The sequence below is a fragment of the Rahnella sp. R3(2024) genome (assembly GCF_042920125.1).
Classification (GTDB): domain Bacteria; phylum Pseudomonadota; class Gammaproteobacteria; order Enterobacterales; family Enterobacteriaceae; genus Rahnella; species Rahnella rivi.
Window position 1 is genome coordinate 315,028 of sequence record NZ_JBHGBU010000001.1, and the last position, 18,984, is coordinate 334,011.

16 protein-coding genes and 1 other annotated feature (1 of these 17 only partly in view) are annotated in these 18,984 nt (G+C 53.5%); of the genes, 2 read left to right on the forward strand and 14 right to left on the reverse strand.

Features of this window, described 5'->3' with window-relative positions:
* Positions 1 to 40 precede the first annotated feature (40 nt).
* The 7 genes from ABSH60_RS01395 to ABSH60_RS01425 all read right to left on the reverse strand — a co-directional run bounded on the left by ABSH60_RS01395 (position 41) and on the right by ABSH60_RS01425 (position 8,229).
* A complete protein-coding gene (locus ABSH60_RS01395; protein ID WP_056769709.1) occupies positions 41 to 1,090 on the reverse strand; it encodes a chemotaxis response regulator protein-glutamate methylesterase in 1,050 nt (349 codons plus the stop codon).
* A complete protein-coding gene (cheR, locus tag ABSH60_RS01400) occupies positions 1,090 to 1,962 on the reverse strand; it encodes a protein-glutamate O-methyltransferase CheR (protein WP_056769706.1) in 873 nt (290 codons plus the stop codon). The genes ABSH60_RS01395 and cheR overlap by 1 nt, the downstream gene beginning before the upstream one ends.
* Positions 1,963 to 2,031: 69 nt before the next feature.
* Positions 2,032 to 3,702 (reverse strand): methyl-accepting chemotaxis protein, encoded by a 1,671-nt coding sequence (locus ABSH60_RS01405; protein WP_390972383.1) that lies wholly within the window; start codon positions 3,700 to 3,702, stop codon positions 2,032 to 2,034.
* 68 nt (positions 3,703 to 3,770) lie between these two features.
* Positions 3,771 to 5,465, reverse strand: a complete 1,695-nt coding sequence (locus ABSH60_RS01410) for a methyl-accepting chemotaxis protein (RefSeq protein WP_056769703.1) — start codon at positions 5,463 to 5,465, stop codon at positions 3,771 to 3,773.
* Positions 5,466 to 5,657: 192 nt separating this feature from the next.
* Entirely contained in the window at positions 5,658 to 6,251 is a 594-nt protein-coding gene (locus ABSH60_RS01415; protein WP_122094977.1) for a hypothetical protein, read from the reverse strand.
* Positions 6,252 to 6,259: 8 nt separating this feature from the next.
* Positions 6,260 to 6,556 carry a hypothetical protein gene (locus ABSH60_RS01420; protein ID WP_056769698.1) on the reverse strand — a complete coding sequence of 99 codons (297 nt, stop codon included), beginning with the start codon at positions 6,554 to 6,556 and terminating at the stop codon, positions 6,260 to 6,262.
* Between the two features lie 197 nt (positions 6,557 to 6,753).
* Entirely contained in the window at positions 6,754 to 8,229 is a 1,476-nt protein-coding gene (locus ABSH60_RS01425) for an MFS transporter (protein ID WP_390972386.1), read from the reverse strand.
* A 116-nt stretch (positions 8,230 to 8,345) separates the two neighbouring features.
* On the opposite strand from ABSH60_RS01425, the gene ftrA reads away from it, so the two are divergent.
* Both ftrA and ABSH60_RS01435 read left to right on the forward strand, forming a co-directional pair.
* Entirely contained in the window at positions 8,346 to 9,356 is a 1,011-nt protein-coding gene (gene ftrA, locus ABSH60_RS01430; protein ID WP_390972388.1) for a transcriptional regulator FtrA, read from the forward strand.
* A gap of 522 nt (positions 9,357 to 9,878) precedes the next feature.
* Complete coding sequence (locus ABSH60_RS01435; protein WP_217203912.1) at positions 9,879 to 10,169, forward strand: Bor family protein; 291 nt, start codon at positions 9,879 to 9,881, stop codon at positions 10,167 to 10,169.
* 479 nt (positions 10,170 to 10,648) lie between these two features.
* Here the strand turns inward: ABSH60_RS01435 and cheW are convergent, their stop codons facing one another.
* From cheW to ABSH60_RS01470, 7 genes are all read right to left on the reverse strand, one after another.
* Positions 10,649 to 11,146, reverse strand: a complete 498-nt coding sequence (cheW, locus tag ABSH60_RS01440; protein WP_056769601.1) for a chemotaxis protein CheW — start codon at positions 11,144 to 11,146, stop codon at positions 10,649 to 10,651.
* 97 nt (positions 11,147 to 11,243) lie between these two features.
* The gene (gene cheA / locus ABSH60_RS01445) at positions 11,244 to 13,265 is read right to left on the reverse strand and encodes a chemotaxis protein CheA (RefSeq protein WP_390972390.1); all 2,022 of its coding nucleotides are present in this window, start codon (positions 13,263 to 13,265) and stop codon (positions 11,244 to 11,246) included.
* 4 nt (positions 13,266 to 13,269) lie between these two features.
* Positions 13,270 to 14,424, reverse strand: coding sequence for a flagellar motor protein MotB (gene motB / locus ABSH60_RS01450; RefSeq protein ID WP_122094965.1), 1,155 nt, complete (start codon positions 14,422 to 14,424; stop codon positions 13,270 to 13,272).
* The gene (gene motA / locus ABSH60_RS01455) at positions 14,421 to 15,311 is read right to left on the reverse strand and encodes a flagellar motor stator protein MotA (RefSeq protein ID WP_056769595.1); all 891 of its coding nucleotides are present in this window, start codon (positions 15,309 to 15,311) and stop codon (positions 14,421 to 14,423) included. The genes motB and motA overlap by 4 nt, the downstream gene beginning before the upstream one ends.
* A 182-nt stretch (positions 15,312 to 15,493) precedes the next feature.
* Positions 15,494 to 16,102 (reverse strand): flagellar transcriptional regulator FlhC, encoded by a 609-nt coding sequence (flhC, locus tag ABSH60_RS01460; RefSeq protein ID WP_056769593.1) that lies wholly within the window; start codon positions 16,100 to 16,102, stop codon positions 15,494 to 15,496.
* A gap of 22 nt (positions 16,103 to 16,124) precedes the next feature.
* Complete coding sequence (flhD, locus tag ABSH60_RS01465; protein ID WP_056769592.1) at positions 16,125 to 16,469, reverse strand: flagellar transcriptional regulator FlhD; 345 nt, start codon at positions 16,467 to 16,469, stop codon at positions 16,125 to 16,127.
* Between the two features lie 1,278 nt (positions 16,470 to 17,747).
* A complete protein-coding gene (locus ABSH60_RS01470; RefSeq protein ID WP_136377239.1) occupies positions 17,748 to 18,572 on the reverse strand; it encodes an SDR family oxidoreductase in 825 nt (274 codons plus the stop codon).
* Between the two features lie 327 nt (positions 18,573 to 18,899).
* Positions 18,900 to 18,984 (forward strand) — a sequence feature (His leader region); it runs 37 nt beyond the window's last position.

An 18,984-nucleotide genomic window follows, 5' to 3' on the forward strand; every position in this document is an offset into this window, starting at 1 on the left:
TCTACTCCTAAGGTTTGCTACCCAGCGCAAGGCTGAAAAATTAAATACGTAATGCCTGACCGGCTGATATTTGTGCCAGCATGCGCTGGCTGATTTGGCTGAGATCCACCACTTCATTGACGCCACCGGTGGCGATAGCCTCACGAGGCATACCGAAAACCACACAACTGGCTTCGTTTTGTGCCAGGGTATACGCCCCTGCGCGGTGCATCTCCAGCATGCCGGCGGCGCCGTCATTGCCCATTCCCGTCAGGATCACCCCAACGGCATTGCGTCCGGCGAACTGCGCCACCGAACGAAATAACACGTCAACCGACGGACGATGGCGGTTCACCGCCGGGCCGTCGTTCAACTTAACCTGATAGTTGGCCCCGCTGCGTGCCAGTTCCATGTGTCTGTCGCCCGGCGCAATGTACGCATGCCCCGGTAAAACGCGCTCGCCGTCTTCAGCCTCTTTTACGGTGATCTGGCACAGTTTGTTCAGACGTTCGGCAAAAGAGCGCGTGAAGCCCGGCGGCATGTGCTGCGTGATCATCAGCGCCGGACAGGTCGGTGGCAGCGGTTGCAGAACGTGGCGGATCGCTTCGGTTCCGCCGGTGGAAGAGCCAATGGCGATCAGCTTTTCACTGCTGAGCAGCGGCGTATGGCTGAGAATGCGCGGCTGTTCCAGATTTACGCTTTTGTTCAGGCGCGCTTTTGACGCGGTGCGGATCTTGTCAGCAATCATTTCGCTGTAAGCCAGCATGCCTTCGCGGATCCCAAGCTGCGGTTTGGTGACGAAATCAATCGCCCCCAGTTCCAGCGCGCGCAGAGTGATTTCCGAGCCTTTACCGGTGAGCGATGACACCATCACCACCGGCATCGGGCGCAGACGCATCAGTTTTTCCAGAAAATCCAGCCCGTCCATGCGCGGCATTTCCACATCCAGCGTCAGCACGTCCGGGTTGAATTTCTTGATCAGATCCCGTGCGACCAGCGGATCGGGCGCGGTCGCCACCATTTCCATGTCGGGATGGCTGTTAATGATTTCAGTCATCAGCTGACGCATTAACGCCGAGTCATCGACGCTCAATACTCTGATTTTATTCATTACCTCTCCTTGGCGAGGCCATAGACGGTCTGGCCGCGCAAATAAAATTCCCGGCTGATCTGGCTGAAGTTTTCGGAGTGGCCGGCAAACATCAGGCCACCCGGCTTAAGTAACGGAACAAATCGGCGTAAAATTTTCTCCTGCGTTTCTTTATCGAAATAAATCATCACATTACGGCAGAAAATTGCATCAAAGGGTCCGTTAAGCTGCCACTGGTTTGCCAGTAAATTCAGTTGCTGGAAGGCCACCATTTGCGTCAGTTCCGGACGGGCACGCACCAGACCACTGTGCGGGCCGGTGCCCTTGAGGAAGAACTTCTGCAACTGTTGCGGGCTGAGCGTGCGCAACTCTTCCTGGCGATAGACGCCCGCCGTGGCTTTTTCCAGCACCTGAGTATCGATGTCGCTGGCCTGAATACGGCAGTTCGCCATACGCGGCCCCAGCGCTTCGCTCAGGGTCATGGCGATGGAGTACGGCTCTTCGCCCGTTGAGGCGGCGGTGCTCCAGACGCTGTAATTATTCGGCCTTGAACGCGCATGTTCCGCGAGTATCGGGAAGTGATGCGCTTCGCGGAAAAATGCCGTCAGGTTAGTGGTCAGCGCATTAATGAACGCCTGCCATTCCGCGCTGCTGGTATCACTTTCCAGCATCGCCAGATAACTGCCGAAATCGTTCAGCCCGAGGAGCCGCAACCGCCGTACCAGGCGGTTGTAGACCATCTCCCGTTTGTGATCCGCCAGCACGATACCTGCGCGCTGATAAATCAGCTCACTGATCCGGCGGAAATGGATATCTGACAGCGGTAACCGCTGGATCATCTGTGCCATGATCGAAGTGTTATCAGCACTCAGTGGCGAGCCTGGTTGATTCATGGTGCAGCTCCAGTAACGAACAGGTGGTATTTCTAAACCTTTGTTGACACTTCATGGCCGTCCGGTCTGTCAGAATGTTTCCCAGTTATCCGCCGATCCCGCACGCGCGGTCACAGGGAGTAACGCGGGTGGCGTCAGCGAACGTGGCGCAAAACCAGACGCCGGTGTGTTGCGCGGTGCATGCCCGCTTTCTGACGTCGAGAGACGGAAGACAGAGACAGCACGGGTCAGGTTCTCAGACTCCACTTCCAGCGCATGGGTGGAAGACGCGGCCTGCTGAACCAGCGTGGCGTTTTGCTGCGTCACCTGATCCATCTGCGTCACGGCAATCGATACCTGCTCGATGCCACGGCTTTGCTCATCCGACGCCGAGGCGATTTCGCCCATGATGTCGGTGACGCGGGTCACGGCACGCACGATGTCATCCATGGTGTTGCCGGCAGATTCCACCAGTTCGGAACCCTGACTGACGCGGCTGACGGATTCGTCGATCAGCGCTTTGATCTCTTTTGCGGCCTGCGCACTGCGTTGTGCCAGACTGCGCACCTCGCCGGCCACCACGGCAAACCCGCGCCCCTGCTCGCCCGCACGGGCGGCTTCGACAGCGGCGTTCAGCGCCAGAATGTTGGTCTGGAAAGCAATGCCGTCAATCACGCTGGTGATGGCACTGATTTTCTTCGAGCTGCCTGCAATGTCATTCATGGTTTTCACCACGTTGCCGGTCAGTGCGCCGCCTTTTTCTGCGGTATTTGAAGCATCGCGCGCCAGCTGTGTCGCCTGACGGGCGTTCTCGGCGTTCTGTTTCACCGTCGCGGTGAGCTGCTCCATGCTGGCAGCCGTTTCTTCCAGAGCGGAAGCCTGCTGTTCAGTACGCGCCGATAAATCGGTGTTTCCCGCAGCAATGCCTTTCAGGCCGGAGAACATGGTGTCTGCGCCGTGACGCACGGTGCGCACGGTATTGGCCAGCGACTGCTGCATCTGTTGCAGGCTGTCGAGCATCACTTTAATTTCGTAACGGCCTTCGACGGTGATCGGTGCCGAGATATCTCCCGCACCGATGCGGTCAAAATGACCCCGCATGACGGTCAGCGGCTGGAACAGAATACGGCGGGTGATCACCAGCGCCAGGGCGGTCAGCAGCACCAGCAGAACCACAATCACCGAGGTGTTGATCATCACGTTCTGGTAAGACGCCACGGTCTGCTCTTTAGCCTGGTTAAAACGGCCACCGACATACGCGGTGTAATTCCCCACGTCTTTCTGGAACTGATCCTGGTATTTCTGTGCCGGGCCGTTAAGGAAGCCCTGCATATCACCGGCGGACAGCATGTCGTTCAGTGACTGCAACATATCGTGCAACTGCTGGTAGCTGGCCTTGTTCACCGCCGTCAGTTCAGCCGCTTTTTCGGTTCTGCGGGGCAGCGCCAGAAACGCTGCGTAAGCATTTTCGGCATTTTTCAGGCTGGCTTTGGCATCTGCCATCAACTGCGTGATGTTTTCCTGCGGCTGTTTCAGCGCCAGACGCGTGGCCGCGCGGTTCAGGGTATTACGGGTTTGCAGCAGATAAGACCAGGTCTGGTTGAGCGCATCCCGCTGCTCAGTGGTATTGGCAATCTGCTCGAAATTAGTTTTATCCGTGTGGGCGGCGTACAGCGATAAACCGCTGTTGACCAGTTGCATCACAAAAAACACTAACAACAGTAAAAACATGCAGGTGGACACACGGATGTGCTTAAACATGGATAACCTCTTTATGTGCCGGCCCTGACCGGCACAGTATTTCTTATAATTATTGCGATGTACGTGGCTTAAAAAGTTTCCCAGTTTTCAGACAACTTGCTCTGTGCCGCTCCACCTGTACCGGCCTGAGAACCTGACAGGTTCGGAGTCAACAAAGGCAGTCTCGTCGAAGACGAAGTCACCGGGCGCACGCTGTTATTGACGGATTGACTCAGTGTGAATACCGCCACAGATTGCGTCAGCAGGCTCGCCTGCTCTTCCAGCGCCGCCGAGGCGGACGCGGATTCTTCAACCAGTGAGGCGTTCTGCTGCGTCACCCGATCCATTTCGGTAATCGCCTGCGCGACCTGCTCAATCCCGCGGCTCTGCTCGTCAGAGGCCGACGTGATTTCGCCCATGATGTCGGTGACGCGGGTGACCGCATTCACCATGTCGTTCATGGTTTCACCGGCACTTTCAGCCAGTACCGAGCCGGTATTAATGCGGCTGACAGAATCATCAATCAGCCCTTTAATCTCTTTGGCAGCCTGCGCGCTGCGCTGTGCCAGGCTGCGAACTTCTCCCGCCACCACCGCAAAACCGCGCCCTTGCTCACCGGCACGCGCTGCTTCAACCGCGGCGTTCAGTGCCAGAATGTTGGTCTGGAAGGCAATCCCGTCGATCACACCGGTAATGTCAGTGATTTTCTTCGAGCTGCTGGCGATGTCGTTCATGGTATCGACGACGTTGGCCACCACTTTGCCGCCCTTCAGCGCCGTTTCCGATGCGCTCAGCGCCAGCTGGCTGGCCTGACGGGCGTTTTCGGCGTTCTGTTTCACGGTCGCGGTCAACTGCTCCATGCTGGCTGCGGTTTCTTCCAGTGCTGATGCCTGCTCTTCCGTACGCGAAGAGAGATCGCTGTTACCGGCAGAAATTTCGCTCGCGCCGCTGTAAATCGCGTCGGCACCGTGGCGCACGCCGGAGACAGTACGAATCAGTTCTTCCTGCATGTACTTGAGACTATCGGCAAGCTGGCCGATTTCATTACGGCTTTTCACCACTATTTCGTGCGTCAGATCGCCGGTGGCGATTTTACGGATGGTGACGACGATATTTTTCAGCGGATGGATCAGGATGCGCTGAACGCCGACCCAGGCCAGAATGATGAAAATCGCCAGTACAATCAGTACGGTACCCAGCATCCACATCGCATGCGTGAAGGAACTTTCGCTGACGTGAACCGCCTGGTCATACAAATGGTCGTTCTGATCGATATAGGTCACGAACGCTTTTTCGAAATTGTCCTGATACTGCTGTGTCGGCTGTTCGAAGAAATCGTTGATACGGCCAAGGCCGATCAGCTCGATAAGTTCTGAGAGCGCGTCGTGAAGCACCTGATATTGTTTTTTAGCATCTTCAGCAAACGCCGGGTTCTGGCTGGCATCCGCAGGAATTTTTTGATAATTAGCAAAATGCTGGTCAGCAATTTTCAGATCTTTAGTCGCCGTGTCGATCAGTTCTTTGACCGTCGCGCCGCTGCCCATCTGGTTCGCATCGAGCATGAAACGGATCCCGGCACGGTTGAGCGTGTTACGGGTTTGCAGAAGGTAAATCCAGCTGGCGTTGAATTCCGCCTGCTGTAAACGAATCTGCTGCGAGGTGGTGAAATTGTCTTTGTCCGTCTTTAAGGATTTAAAGAACAGGCCGCCGGATACCAACTGTAAAGCACCGAAGACCATCAGTAAGATCACGATGCCCGTGACCACTTTCATACGGTTAAACATGTTGTTCCTTTTTAAATGAGAATTATCTGGAAGGGTTATCGGCAGAAATGAGGGGAACTTTATGTGAAGGGGATCAGATTTTTTGGCTGACGCAGGGCACTCTCCCCGGCAAGCTTCAGAGGCCCGGCATCGCCAGCGATAAGATCAGAAAGGACGTCATGGCACAGAGTGTGATTCGGTGGTCTGAGGAAATTACGCCACCGTGGCGACAAAACTTTTTAACAGAGCGATGCGATGCGCATCAGGGCTGACCATCAGGTCATGGTGGATCATCAGCACCACGGCTTTTAATAACTCAGTGGTGGTGTCGATGTGTGACAGCGATTTTAACTTATCGATGTCATTGCCGATTTCACGCCCTTTCAGGGACAGGCGTTTATTGGCCGGACCGCTCGCCAGTTCTGACGTCAGCAAGGTGACCAGCTGCACTGCGGCTTCCGGGTTGGACGCCAGCTGATGAATGTAATATTTCAGCAGTAACGGCACGAAATCGGGGGTTGCGCCTAATTCCGCACTGGCAAGATTTAACAAATCAATCATGTGCGCCGGGACACGGCTTTCCACAGCTTTGCGCTGCAACTGCAGTTGCTTTTTAATCGCAGGCACCGACTGATAAGGGATCACCGCGACGCTGTCGCAGGTCTTACAGACGCCCGCGATAATGTTTTTCACGATGCCGCTGCCGTCATCAAACGGCACATCGCGCAACTGATAGCTGACCATCCTGAAAGCCTCACACACTCCGCATGCGGCTCTTTCTTCATCCCCTACTTTAACAATAATCATATTTTCCCTTAATGATGAACGCTGATGAAAACACTGTTGGGTTCTGCAAAATACCATTTGATGTACCAGTTAACCCCGGCATACCAGAGGGTAATAATGTGGACATCAAGACTGCTGTCTAGATGGTGGCGGCGACTCTGGTAGTGTTGCCCGGTAGCCAGACCGATCACCCTCTCCAGTTCCTGTGACGTCACCTCCCCCGTGCTTAAAAGATTTTTGAGATGAATTTCACGTCTTACCGCAAACCTGACTTGCCCATTCTTTAAACACGCGATCACCTTCCCTTTGATCTCTTTGAAACTCATGCTGCCTCAATGTACGCCACGTGTCGTACTTAATCAAATTATCATTTTGCCCACGTATATTTGCGTGAAGCCCCGTCCCACCGGGCTATCACGCCATAATCCGCAAAAAGATGCTCAGATAAAATGATGAATTTTCAGGCAACTGGAAGGTGTTACGCAAAAACGTGCTGCACGAAATGCAACACGGATGTTTAGGGTCAGTACGGCTCGCAGGATGCGCTTTTGCGCCGCCCCCTGACGTTAAACAGCAAATAACTTGCCACTGCCAGCACCCAGACCCCGGCTGCGCCATAGAGCAGAATGCCTGCAAACCCTTGCGTCAGCGCCTGTTCAACCTGCCCGCGGTGCAGAGTTTCAACGGCAGAACCTCCTGCGATACGCCCGGCCAGTGAAGAGATATCTGTTGCCGCTGGCATGGATCCTTTCAGGCTCGCGGCAATTCCCGCCACCAGCAGGCTGCCCATCAGGGCAATGTTGACGGAAAGCGTGATCAGCCGTGCGCTGATATCAATACCCGACGCCATTCCCGCCCGGTTTGCCGCAACGGAACCGGTGGTGGTGTTGGTTACCGGCGTATTGGTCAGCCCGAGAGCGATACCTGCCAGCAGCGCACCTGGCATCAAACTCATGTGATGCACAACGGCGATTTGCATCAGAATGAAACCTGCGCCGATGGTGAATAATCCCAGCGGGATCAGACGTGATGCGCCAAAACGGGTGGTCAGCTTTTCACCCAACGGCGGCATCAGCAACGTGGGCAACGTGTAAGCCAGCAGTGCCAGGCCAGTGGCAACGCTGCCATACCCCAGCCCGGCCTGGTAGTACACCGGCAGGTAAATCATCAGCGGCCAGAAGCTGAAGTTCATCCCCACCGATCCCATCAGCGCACCGGAAAATGCCCGCACGCGGAAGACTGAAAAATCGAACATCGGATGCGAATGGCGTTTTTCAATCCAGATGAACAGGGCAGCGCTGACCGCGGTGATCAGCATCACGGCGCGCGCGGTGACGCTGTACCAGCCCAGGCTGCCGCCCTGCGTGATGAGATACGTCGCGCCCATCACCGTCAGCGATAACGTGACAAGCCCGCCGAGATCCAGTTTTTTAGCCTGCGCGTCGCGGGATTCCACCACGTTTTTCAGCGCCAGAATCAGCGTCAGTAATGCGATAAACCCGTGTACCAGAAATACCCATTGCCAGCTCAGCCACGCCACTAACATGCCGCCTACGATCGGCCCGAAGCCCAGCCCGAAGCCGAAGGTTATCCCCCAGGCGGCAAATGCGCGGCTGCGCGCTTTCCCTTGTGGAAACTGGGATGACAGTATCGCAATCAGGCAGGTCAGCATCGCGCCGCCGCTCAGCCCTTGTAAAAACCGCCCGACGATGAGCCACGCCGCAGTGGGCGCCAGCCCGCACATCAGAGACGTCACCCCGAAGGCGAAAATACTGAGGATGAAAACGCGCTTACGCCCGTATTTGTCCGCCAGTGTACCGGTGGCCATCAGCACCGTGGTGCAGGCCAGCGTGTAGGCATTCATGATCCACTGCAACTCCCTGAAGCTCGCGTGCATCTCCTTTTCGAGCACCGGCAAAATCACCGGCACGCTGGAGATTTCCAGCCCTGACATCAGCGCGGCAAGACAAACCGCCATCAGTGCCAACATGTTTTTCATATCTGGTCCCTGCAAAACGTTAAGAGAGTGCCAGCATGGAAGATTGGCGGCGTGCTGGAAATCCATCCGGATGCCATGTATCGTCAAGATCATGCCAAAATCACCGGTAACCCATCATGCGCATTACTTCCCCTTTTCCGCTCCCTGCCCGCTCGCCCGCGCCCCTGAACCGGCGTCTGGTGTTGCTGGCCTATGAGTGCCTGTGCACGTTCGAGTTCGGTATTGCGGTCGAAGCTTTCGGGCGGGCCGACGATGTGTTTGGTGAGCCTTTGTATGACCTGTGTGTCGCTTCGGTGGAAGAAGGCACTTTCGGCGCGCAGGGCGGCGTCCGGCTGGTGGTCGATGGCGGGCTGGAACTGCTGGAGGAGGCAGGTACGATCGTGATCCCCGGCTGGCGAAGTGTTCACGAACCGGCGTCAGAGGCGCTCATCATCGCGTTGCAAAAAGCGCACCGCAACGGCACCCGCATTGTCTCGATCTGCGCAGGCAGCTTTGTGCTCGGCGCTGCCGGACTGCTCGATGGCAAACGCGCTACCGCGCACTGGAACAGTACGGAAATTCTGGCGCAGCGCTTTCCTGAGGTGCAGGTCGAACACGGGATGATTTACGTGGATGAAGGCAGCATTATTACGTCTGCTGGCGGCGCGGCGGGTGTGGATTTGTGTCTGCATCTTATCCGTCGTGATTACGGTATTGAAGTTGCCAACCGCACGGCGCGCCGCATGGTGACGCCGCCGCTGCGTGAAGGCAATCAGGCGCAGCTGATTCAGCAACCCGTTCCACGGCGTCAGACCAAAAATCTCGCCCCGCTGCTGGACGATTTACGCAGTCATCTCAATACGCCGCTGGTGATTGAGCAGCTCGCCGCACAAGCCGGTATGAGCCGCCGGACTTTTCTGCGGCGTTTTCACGATGCAACGGGCACGACGCCCGGCGAATGGATGCTGAGCGTCCGGCTGGAAAAAGCCTGCGCGCTGCTGGAAAACGGCACATTAAGCATTGACCGCGTCGCCGAACAAGCCGGTTTTGGATCACCGGAAACCCTGCGCCATCACTTCCGCCAGCGTCTCGACACCACCCCGACGAAGTGGCGAAAAGCCTTCATCGAAAGGCGCTTGGCGGGCTAACGTGGCAGGCGGTGCCGGGGTTTTTGAGCTGCCTGTGAGGTAGTGAACTGTTCAATTGTGAGGGTTGGGTATTGAACGGCAAAAGATTAACGCTGTTCGGTGGGAAATACCCTCTTTTTTAGGGGTGTTTGTGACACAAAATTTCAATGGGTTAGCGAAGGCACGGAAAAGAAGGTATCGCTGAGAAGCCCTTAATACCCTACCCCAATCCTTCGCAGGAGAGGCAAAAACGGGTGGGATTTTACAAACGGACTGCCATCAATCATCACCTGCATAAATGCACCGCGGTTATTATAAATTTGGGATCGGAATATTATTGATTCTCATTTATCTGAAAAATGCAACCTGCTAATAACCTTTACGCTCCGTTAATACAACATATAAAAATCTCAGTCCTCACATAGTTCAACGCCGGGTAAACCATCTGCTTTAATAACTAATAATAGTAAGTGGTCGGATTTGTAAAAAAACCGATAAGTCAGAAGATGTGATTTCACTTCCTTATTATCAATATGAGTTATTATGAAAAAATTAATTATTGCGGCTGTCGCTGCAACGGTATTATCAGGGTGTGCTCAACAGACATTTAACTTAAGAGATGATATTGCAGAACAACCTGCTCATGTCACCAAGCAAGCTTTCTTCGTCAATGGTATTGGGCAGGAACAGACCATAGATGCAGCGAAGATTTGTGGTGGCGCAAATAAAGTTGTTCGTACAGAAGTTCAGGAATCAGGTATGGATGTATTCCTGCATGTTGTAAGCTTAGGTATATATACACCTCGCGAAGCACGCGTTTATTGCGCGAAATAGTTATTAAAGATAATTTTCATTAAAGCCTGCTGTCATTCACATTGATTACCAGTAGGCTCTTTTTAACAATGCAACGAGATTATTGTAATAACCCCCTATCCCCTCGATAATTTCATTAATTCTCTTTTCATCCAGTTTTAATTATCCGTTAATCTTACACTGTCTATGGAATTCAGCAATCTTGCCCGGCGGATATTGGATCATCCGGTCATTTCTGTGGGATTATTTAATTTTTAAATCGGGACTGGCGTACTCAAAAATCTTGCTTGACGAAGCAGTCTGAAGACCAGAGGCTTCAGGGCCGGGGGAAGGAGCCGCGCAGCGGCAAGATTTTGCGCCACATGTTGCGGTTGCAGGATATGACTTTGGTGCCTGCGACTGCGCGAAGCGGTAAAAACGCAGGATTGTTAAGGGGCGCGTTTACGCCCCTTAACCCGGTGTGGGCCGGCGCCCACGACCTTGACGTTAATGAACGAAAATCAAATTTTCGTCACGCTATCCACTAACGCCATCTCTTCACTGCTCAGCAGCTTCTCAATATCCACCAGAATCAACATACGGTCACCCAGAGAACCTAACCCGGTCAGGTATTCGGTTGACATAGTCACTGCAAATTCTGGTGCGGGACGGATCTGATCTTGCGTTAACGACAGCACGTCGGATACGCCGTCAACCACAATACCCACCACGCGGTTTTCGAAGTTGAGGACGATCACTACGGTGTTTTCATTGTAGATCACGTCTTCCTGCGCGAATTTCACCCGCAGGTCGAGAATGGGTACGATGACGCCACGCAGGTTGGTGACACCTTTAATGAACGCCGGAGTGTTCGCAATACGGGTGACCTGATCGTAACCGCGGATTTCCTGCACTTTCAGGATATCGATGCCGTATTCTTCGTCGCCCAGGGTAAAGATCAGGAACTCCTGTCCTACCGTTTCGCCCGCAATTTTTGCCACAGTTGCAAGTCCTGCCATGTTGTTCACCTTAAATCAGCCTGAGTTTTTACGCCCGGTGGCCGTCACCTGACGGGCCAGCCACCGGCGGTTTTGCATGCTTTTATTGTTAATCACATCAGGCGGCAGATGCGCCAGTTGCACGCTTGTCACGGTTCAGTGCCTGCAATGCAGACACATCAACAATCAGCGCCACGCTGCCGTCACCCAAAATAGTGGCGGCGGAAATGCCCGGCACTTTGCGATAGTTGCTTTCCAGATTCTTCACCACCACCTGGTGCTGACCGATCAACTGATCAACCAGTAAGGCGTAGCGGCGACCTGCACTTTGCAGGATCACGACAATGCCCTGTGTGGCTTCAGTTTTCGCGCCTTCAACGTCAAACACGTTGTAGAGCTCAACCAGCGGCAGATATTCTCCGCGCACCTGCAGAACGCGCTCGCCACCGGCCAGCGGGTGCAAATCTTCCGCCAGCGGTTGCAGCGATTCCATCACCGCATTCAGTGGCAGAATGAAGACTTCTTTACCCACTTTCACCGACATGCCGTCGAGGATCGCCAGCGTCAGTGGCAGCAGGATACGGATGGTGGTGCCTTTGCCTTGCTGGGAATGGATTTCGACGTGACCGCCCATTTCCTGAATGTTTCTCTTCACCACGTCCATGCCGACGCCACGGCCTGAGACGTCGGTGACTTTTTCCGCCGTCGAGAAGCCCGGTGCGAAGATCAGCATGCCGACATCTTCGTCACTCATGCTTTCGCTGACGTTCATGCCTTGCGACAGGGCTTTCGCCAGAATACGTTCGCGGTTCAGACCGGCACCGTCATCCACCACTTCGATGCAGATGTTGCCGCCCTGATGCTCCGCAGACAGCGTCAGGTTGCCGGTTGGCGGTTTGCCGTTGGCAATACGCGTTTCCGGCGTTTCGACACCGTGATCGAGACTGTTGCGCACCAGGTGCGTCAGCGGATCGATAATGCGTTCGATCAGGCTCTTATCCAGTTCGGTAGAGCTGCCGAGGAGGGTCAGTTCGATTTGCTTATTCAGTTTGCTCGCCAGATCACGCACCAGACGCGGGAAGCGGCTGAAAACGTATTCCATCGGCATCATACGAATCGACATCACCGATTCCTGCAAATCACGGGCGTTACGCTCAAGCTGCCCCATGCTGTTGAGCAGGTCGCTGTGCGCCACCGGATCCAGCAGATCGGAACGCTGCGCCAACATCGACTGGGTGATCACCAGTTCGCCGACCAGGTTGATCAGCTGATCCACTTTCTCGACTGCCACACGGATGCTGGTCGATTCCGGCGCTTTTGGCGCGCGGGCTTTCGGCGGTTCGCTGCTGGGTACTGCCGTCAGGACCGGGGCGGGACGCGCCACAACAGCGGTTGCTGCCGGTTCTGCTATCGCCACCGATGCCGCAACGGCAACCGGTGTGGCCGGAACAGAAGCCTGGGTGAAGCTGATTTGTTCGGGTTCGAGCACGAAACACAGTACCGCGATGATATCGTCTTCGGTGACCGTGGTGACAAGCGTGGCTTCCACGCTGTCTTCGGTCTGTACCGGATCGACGATGTCGCCCAGATTCCCCAGCTCTTCCAGCATCACCGGCACTTCCTGCGGCTTCAGACCGGACAGGCGAACGCGCATCCCGCCTTTACCCGCCGCGGAGGCCGCAGGGGCTGCCGTTTGTGCAGGTTCGTCAGTGACGACGTGGAGATCTGCTGCCGGCTCCCGCGCTTGCTGCGCGTCGAGCGCCAGTTGTCTCAGGGCCGCACAGATGTATTCAAAACTGTCTGCATCGGGATCCCGGGAAGATTTATAGGCGTCCAGTTGCTCCTGCATAATGTCTTTCGTTTCCAAAAACAGGTTGATGATGTCGGTGCTCAGGCTCATTTCTGCGCGTCGCGCACCGTCGAGCAGGTTTTCCAGTAAATGGGTGGTTTCCTGCAGAACCGTAAAGCCAAAGGTCGCTGCTCCGCCTTTAATTGAGTGCGCTGCGCGGAAAATCGCGTTGAGCTGCTCAACGTCGGGCGCTTGCGGATCAAGCAACAACAGGTGTTGCTCCATGTCCGCCAGCAGCTCGTCGGCTTCATCAAAAAACGTCTGATAAAAATCAGTTATATCCATGCTCACGTGATCACCTCTGCTGTGAATCGCGGCTTGTTGATGTGGTCGCAGGTGCCGGACCTGCGGCAGCAGCCGGAGCTGTCGTCGCAGGTTGAGCGTCTGCCGATGTGGTCACAGGCACCTGCGTCTCAATCCTGGTTGCAGGGACTTCTACTACTGTTGGTGCTGATAATTCTGGTGCGGCAACGGCCGGTGCCGGGCTCTGGGTCGGTGCCACGGAAGCTTGCGGTGCCTGAACTTTCGGTGCCAGCGCAGGTGCGGTACTGCGGCCAGGTACTTGTCTTTGCAGCTCGCCCGCGTCACTGATCGTAATCGCTTCGCCCTCGCTGTTTTCCCGCTCAATGGCTTCCTCAGCATGTCTGTTGAGGACCAAAATGCTGATGCGACGGTTGATCGCATCGCCTGCCGGATGATTTTTGAGTTGCATGGTTGACCCCATGCCCATCACCCGCAGAACTTTTCCTTCGCTCAGGCCGCCGACAATCATTTCACGGCGCGACGCATTGGCGCGGTCGGTGGACAATTCCCAGTTGCTGTAGCCACGTTCACCCTGGGCATACGGCATATCATCGGTATGGCCCGCCAGGCTTATCTTGTTAGGGAAATCATCCAGCACCGGACCAATCGCCCGCAAAATATCGCGCATGTACGGCTCGACGATGGCGCTGCCGAGCTGAAACATCGGGCGATTCTTGCTGTCGATAATCTGAATGCGTAAACCCTGTTCGGTCAGGTTAATCATCAGATGCGGGCGCAAATCTTTTAAACGTGGATCCGATGCCAGCATCGCTTCCAGTTTGTCCTGCAACTTCATCAGATCGCCGGTTTCACGCAGTTCACGGGCATCGCCCTGTGACTGGATCATCTTATGCACTTCGCCGTCCTGCATGGTCGGGTCTGCCCCGCCGCCAGGGATCGGACTGGTGGCATCGCTGCTGCGCGGTCCGCCGGTAATGGCCACCGCCAGCGGCGTACGGAAGTATTCGGCAATCTGTACCAATTCTTTAGGGCTGGAGATCGAAATCAGCCACATCACCAGGAAGAAGGCCATCATCGCTGTCATAAAGTCAGCGTAAGCAATCTTCCATGAACCGCCGTGATGCCCGCCGCCGTGCTTACTCTTTTTCTTACGTACAACAACGATGGGATGGCTCTGATGCTTCATACTTTTTCTTCTTCAGTTTGTTGCTGGTTAGGCGATTTAACCTGACGAACGTGCTCCTCCAGCTCGATAAACGAAGGGCGTTCTGAGGTGTAGAGCGTCTTACGGCCAAACTCGACAGCGATCTGCGGGGCATAACCGTTGAGGCTCGACAGCAATGTCACTTTGATGCACTGCATCATTTTGGTGTTTTCAGCACTTTTCTGACGTAACACGCTGGCCAGTGGTGAAATAAAACCGTACGCCAGCAAGATGCCGAGGAAGGTACCGACCATCGCATGGGCAATCAGCGCCCCCAGCTCTGCGGCCGGACGGTCGGCGGCGGCGAGGGTATGAACAATCCCCATCACCGCAGCAACGATCCCGAATGCCGGAAGTGAATCCCCGACCAGCGCCAGGCTGTTGGCCGGCACTTCGCTTTCGTGTTCGTAGGTTTCGATCTCTTCATCCATCAGCGCTTCGATTTCAAACGCGTTCATGTTGCCGCTGACCATCAGACGTAAGTAGTCAGTCAGATATTCCACTAAATGTTTATCGGCAAGGATGCGCGGATAATTAGCAAAAATGTCGCTTTCAGCGGGATTGTCGATGTCATTTTCCAGCGACAGCATCCCCTGTTGGCGCGACTTGGCTAACAAGCGGTAAAGCAAGGCCATCAAATCCATATACAACGCTTTGTTGTATTTAGACGCGCGGAACAGCTGCGGCAGCGCGCGCAAGGTGGATTTAATCGCTTTACCGTTGTTACCGACAAAGAAGGCACCGATACCGGCACCGCCGATGATCAGCAATTCTGCTGGTTGATATAACGCGCCCAGTTCCCCGCCGACGAGCATGAAACCGCCAAACACTGAGCCCAGCACCACGATGTAACCTATTATCACTAGCACGATGAATCCTTAATTCGATGTGGTTTTAGGGCGAGGAAAAGCGCACCGCCATGAGCCTGCCGTTTTCTATGCAACCCGGATGATTTGCATAAAAAAAGTGCCAGACAAAGGCTGAGAGATGAGGGGGAAAATAGGGAGCGGTGTTACCACCGCCCAGGCATTCTTACTGCGACCCTGACATCTCAGACTGCGCGCTTGACCTTTTCGTCCAGCTCTTGAGATGTTATATCGGCAACCTGCGGGGAAAGTTTACGTTTTTTTACTGCGCGGGATGGGGGTTGGCAGAGACTGCAAACAAACCCGTGACGGGGCTGGTGTGCATGGGTAATAAATGATCCGTCACAGCAGTTACAGGCAGAAAGCTGCAACATACCGCTGTCCACGAACCGGACCAGCGTCCAGGCGCGGGTCAACGCTAAAATCGGCGCTTCTCCCGGCTGTTCAGGACACTGCTCAAGATACAAACGATAGGCGCTGATCACCGCTTCGACACCATTACAATGCCCGCTCTTCATCAGAAAAGAGTACGCGTTGTAAAACATCGAAGAGTGAATGTTTTGTTCCCAGGTCATGAACCAGTCTGTCGAGAATGGCAGCATGCCTTTCGGTGGCGGGCTGCCACGTAATTCTTTGTACAGTTTAATCAGACGGCCACGGCTTAACTGCGTCTCGCTTTCCAGCATCTGCAATCTTGCGCCCAAAGAAATCAGCTCCATGGCGAGCTGAATATCGCGGGCTTCCTGAACAATACTTTTTTCTGCCGGTTTGGCTGGCGTCTCTTTGATTAGCATGTTGCGCCCTTAATAGACATGGCTACGCCCTTTTCTTCATGGCGCCGCTGTCTCTCGCCGCCAGACCTTTAAGCAGGTGGCTCGACAGCAGGATACCGGTGTGGATTTGTTGCAAATCATCTACACGGGATTCCTGGGTCAGGCGTTCGATGGTCTTACTGTCATCAAAGCGGAACTGACAAAGAAGCTGATTCGTTTCAGCTAATTTAACCATTTGTGGCAACGTAAGTTGGCCTAAGGCGTCTGCCATCACGTCGTCAATCCCCAGCCGGAACATCGCGGAGGCCTTCTCGTCATTAATCAAACGCTGTGCCAAAAGTAAATATGACAGGTTGATATCATATATGTGCTTAAGCAATTCGGACATGCTGTTCTACCCCATTACCGATGCCACATTTTTAATGTGGCTGATTGATAGACATATTCCATGCAGCAAGAGTTTTACCCGGCCTGTCAGGGAGTATTTTTTCACTATCAAAACAATTAGTTCATTGGCTGCTTAATAAATCTCACGATGACAAATGGATTTATCCCGCGGTATTTACTTCACCGCCAATACAAGTTTGTTCCTGATGTAAACTAAATTAAGTGTGACAATTGCAATGCTAAGTAATCTTCAAACATATCAGTTTTGTTGTACTGGCAGGGTCCGTTGCTGTGATGGCATCTCATTCAGTGAAACGCTTTTACATACATTATTAGGAATAATCTTACTACGACGCAACTCTACCCCTGTTCCCTTTATACATACAATCTAACTGATCACAAATTTTGAATAAAGTGTGACACACATCACACTTTAGAAATTTATTTTATCCTAAAAAGCGCACTTTATCGTAAAAATTTGCGCAGTTTTAACGCAAAAGTAAAAAAGCATCTAAAAACCCTTCCCCAGACTGCCTTTTTTCGCCTTTTTGAGATCAATTTGTACAAAGACCAGCTAAAGCCAAATGATAAGAACATTCAGTGATTAAGCATAGCTTGTGCAGTGAAATGTGCTGGTAATTTCCGATAGTGTGATCAATGTGCTATCGCGTTAAAACCCAGTCATTACGCGGTTTGCAGAGGAAGTGTGTTGCGGGATTTTGGTTAAATTTGATTCAAAAGGTTTTGAAAACGTGAACAACTACACGATTTGAAAAGTAAAAAGACAATGAGTGTAAGGGAATGTGTTCAGGGACGGGAAGTCATCCGGTCAGCAGACCAGATTGATAAGCAGATATGATGAAAAGAGGACAATGTCCCGTGCTTCTCTATCGGCAACTCTTCACGAAAACTTTAGTGATTGGGCTTAAAAAAGTGGTTTATTCCGGACAATCGCAAATAAAAAGAGAGTGATTAGGAATATTATTACCTAATCAGCAGCCTGCTCCTCGTAAACCTGCTAACAGAGCATAAAGAACATCTTTCATTACTCCATGAGCATGGGGATTTAATTAGCCAGTGAAATAAAGGGTTATTCGCGGGGTTTTATAAATAAAGAAAGCACTGCTTTAACAAAAAACAGGGTTTTGGAGGCGGGAGACTTTCATTCAAAAGCAAAAACGAGGAGGCGGGAGTTAAGGTTCACAAATTAAAACCTGCCGCAAAATCCGGCAGGTCATCACATATTATTATTACCCTCAGGGTAATGATGGATAATCGATTAAAAAGGCATCGTCCGTGGATCGGGATACTGATACTCGAACCCCAGCTCCTTGCAGATGCGCTCACCGTCGACGATTTTTCCTTTGGTTGCTGAAGTTTCTTCAGCAAACGTCGGCGCCTCAAGCCCCATCTGGCGGGCCAGCGCCGGGTAAAACTCGGCTTTTGCCGGATGTTTAGGGGCGCACAGATTATAGGTGTGCCCACCCTTTGGCAGACTGAGCAATAAGGTGATGGCGGCGACAACGTCATCCTGATGCACCAGGTTGACGCCATTCTGCCCCCCTTTCACGTCCGTTTTGCCTGCCATGAAGCGCCCCGGATGACGATCGCCCCCCACCAGACCGGCCAGCCGTAACACATCCACCGAGGTATGCGGCAGGCTGTGTAACCAGCTTTCTAATTCTTTCAGCACTTTTCCACTGGAGGTCACCGGCTCAAGGGCGGAACCTTCGCGCACGATGTCGTCCCTTTCACCGTAAACAGACGTGGAACTGGTGAAGATGATGCGTTTTACGTTGTGTGCCAGCGCGCTGTCTGTCAGCTGCTGCACGGCCTGGAAGTAAAGCTCGCTGCCTTCGACGGTTCTGCGTGCCGGTAAGGTGATGATCAGCGCATCAACGTTCAGCAGTTTATCCAAATCTTCCGCTTCACATTCCATCTCCGGGGTGAACACCAACGGATAGCAGTCAATGCCGACCATTCTGGCGGCATCTACACCGTCAGGCGTGGTTTTGCTGCCCACTACGTCGTAGCCTCTGCCCGCCAGCGCCATCGCCAGAGGCATTCCCAGCCAGCCCAATCCAATAATAGAAACCTTTTTCATCTGTTACTCCCTCTGCTCGGTGGCCGATGGTCACCACTGCGCCATCTGCCGTTCGCGTTCTCGCTTCTCTTTATACTAGCCTTTCTCTCCTTATAGATGCGTAAGCTTTTCCAGGAGACTGTGAACAGATCATTCATTTTTTCGATGAAACAGCCCATGAAGATAAGAAAAACTCATCATCCGAAAAAAAGGTTGCGCACTTGCCGCCCGATAGTTTAGTTTTATTGGCAACAGAATTTGATTTGTGTGGCGCAGACTTCGTTATGAATAACGCCGCACCGAATGAACACTCAGAGAGACTGACATGACAAACGTTCTGATTAACCACCATCATCACCATCACCCTGACTAGTCTTGCAGGCGATTGGTGCTGGAAGACTGTCTAGATCTTCCAGTGGAGCAGAACGCAGAG

Coding starts and splice junctions, on each gene's coding strand:
- flhC (WP_056769593.1), bottom strand. CDS start 16,102: ATGCTAATCAAAGAGACGCCAGCCAAACCGGCAGAAAAAAGTATTGTT.
- ABSH60_RS01415 (WP_122094977.1), bottom strand. CDS start 6,251: ATGATTATTGTTAAAGTAGGGGATGAAGAAAGAGCCGCATGCGGAGTG.
- cheW (WP_056769601.1), bottom strand. CDS start 11,146: ATGGCAGGACTTGCAACTGTGGCAAAAATTGCGGGCGAAACGGTAGGA.
- motB (WP_122094965.1), bottom strand. CDS start 14,424: ATGAAGCATCAGAGCCATCCCATCGTTGTTGTACGTAAGAAAAAGAGT.
- ABSH60_RS01410 (WP_056769703.1), bottom strand. CDS start 5,465: ATGTTTAACCGTATGAAAGTGGTCACGGGCATCGTGATCTTACTGATG.
- ABSH60_RS01470 (WP_136377239.1), bottom strand. CDS start 18,572: ATGAAAAAGGTTTCTATTATTGGATTGGGCTGGCTGGGAATGCCTCTG.
- ABSH60_RS01420 (WP_056769698.1), bottom strand. CDS start 6,556: ATGAGTTTCAAAGAGATCAAAGGGAAGGTGATCGCGTGTTTAAAGAAT.
- ABSH60_RS01425 (WP_390972386.1), bottom strand. CDS start 8,229: ATGAAAAACATGTTGGCACTGATGGCGGTTTGTCTTGCCGCGCTGATG.
- ABSH60_RS01395 (WP_056769709.1), bottom strand. CDS start 1,090: ATGAATAAAATCAGAGTATTGAGCGTCGATGACTCGGCGTTAATGCGT.
- ftrA (WP_390972388.1), top strand. CDS start 8,346: ATGCGCATTACTTCCCCTTTTCCGCTCCCTGCCCGCTCGCCCGCGCCC.
- ABSH60_RS01405 (WP_390972383.1), bottom strand. CDS start 3,702: ATGTTTAAGCACATCCGTGTGTCCACCTGCATGTTTTTACTGTTGTTA.
- cheR (WP_056769706.1), bottom strand. CDS start 1,962: ATGAATCAACCAGGCTCGCCACTGAGTGCTGATAACACTTCGATCATG.
- flhD (WP_056769592.1), bottom strand. CDS start 16,469: ATGTCCGAATTGCTTAAGCACATATATGATATCAACCTGTCATATTTA.
- ABSH60_RS01435 (WP_217203912.1), top strand. CDS start 9,879: ATGAAAAAATTAATTATTGCGGCTGTCGCTGCAACGGTATTATCAGGG.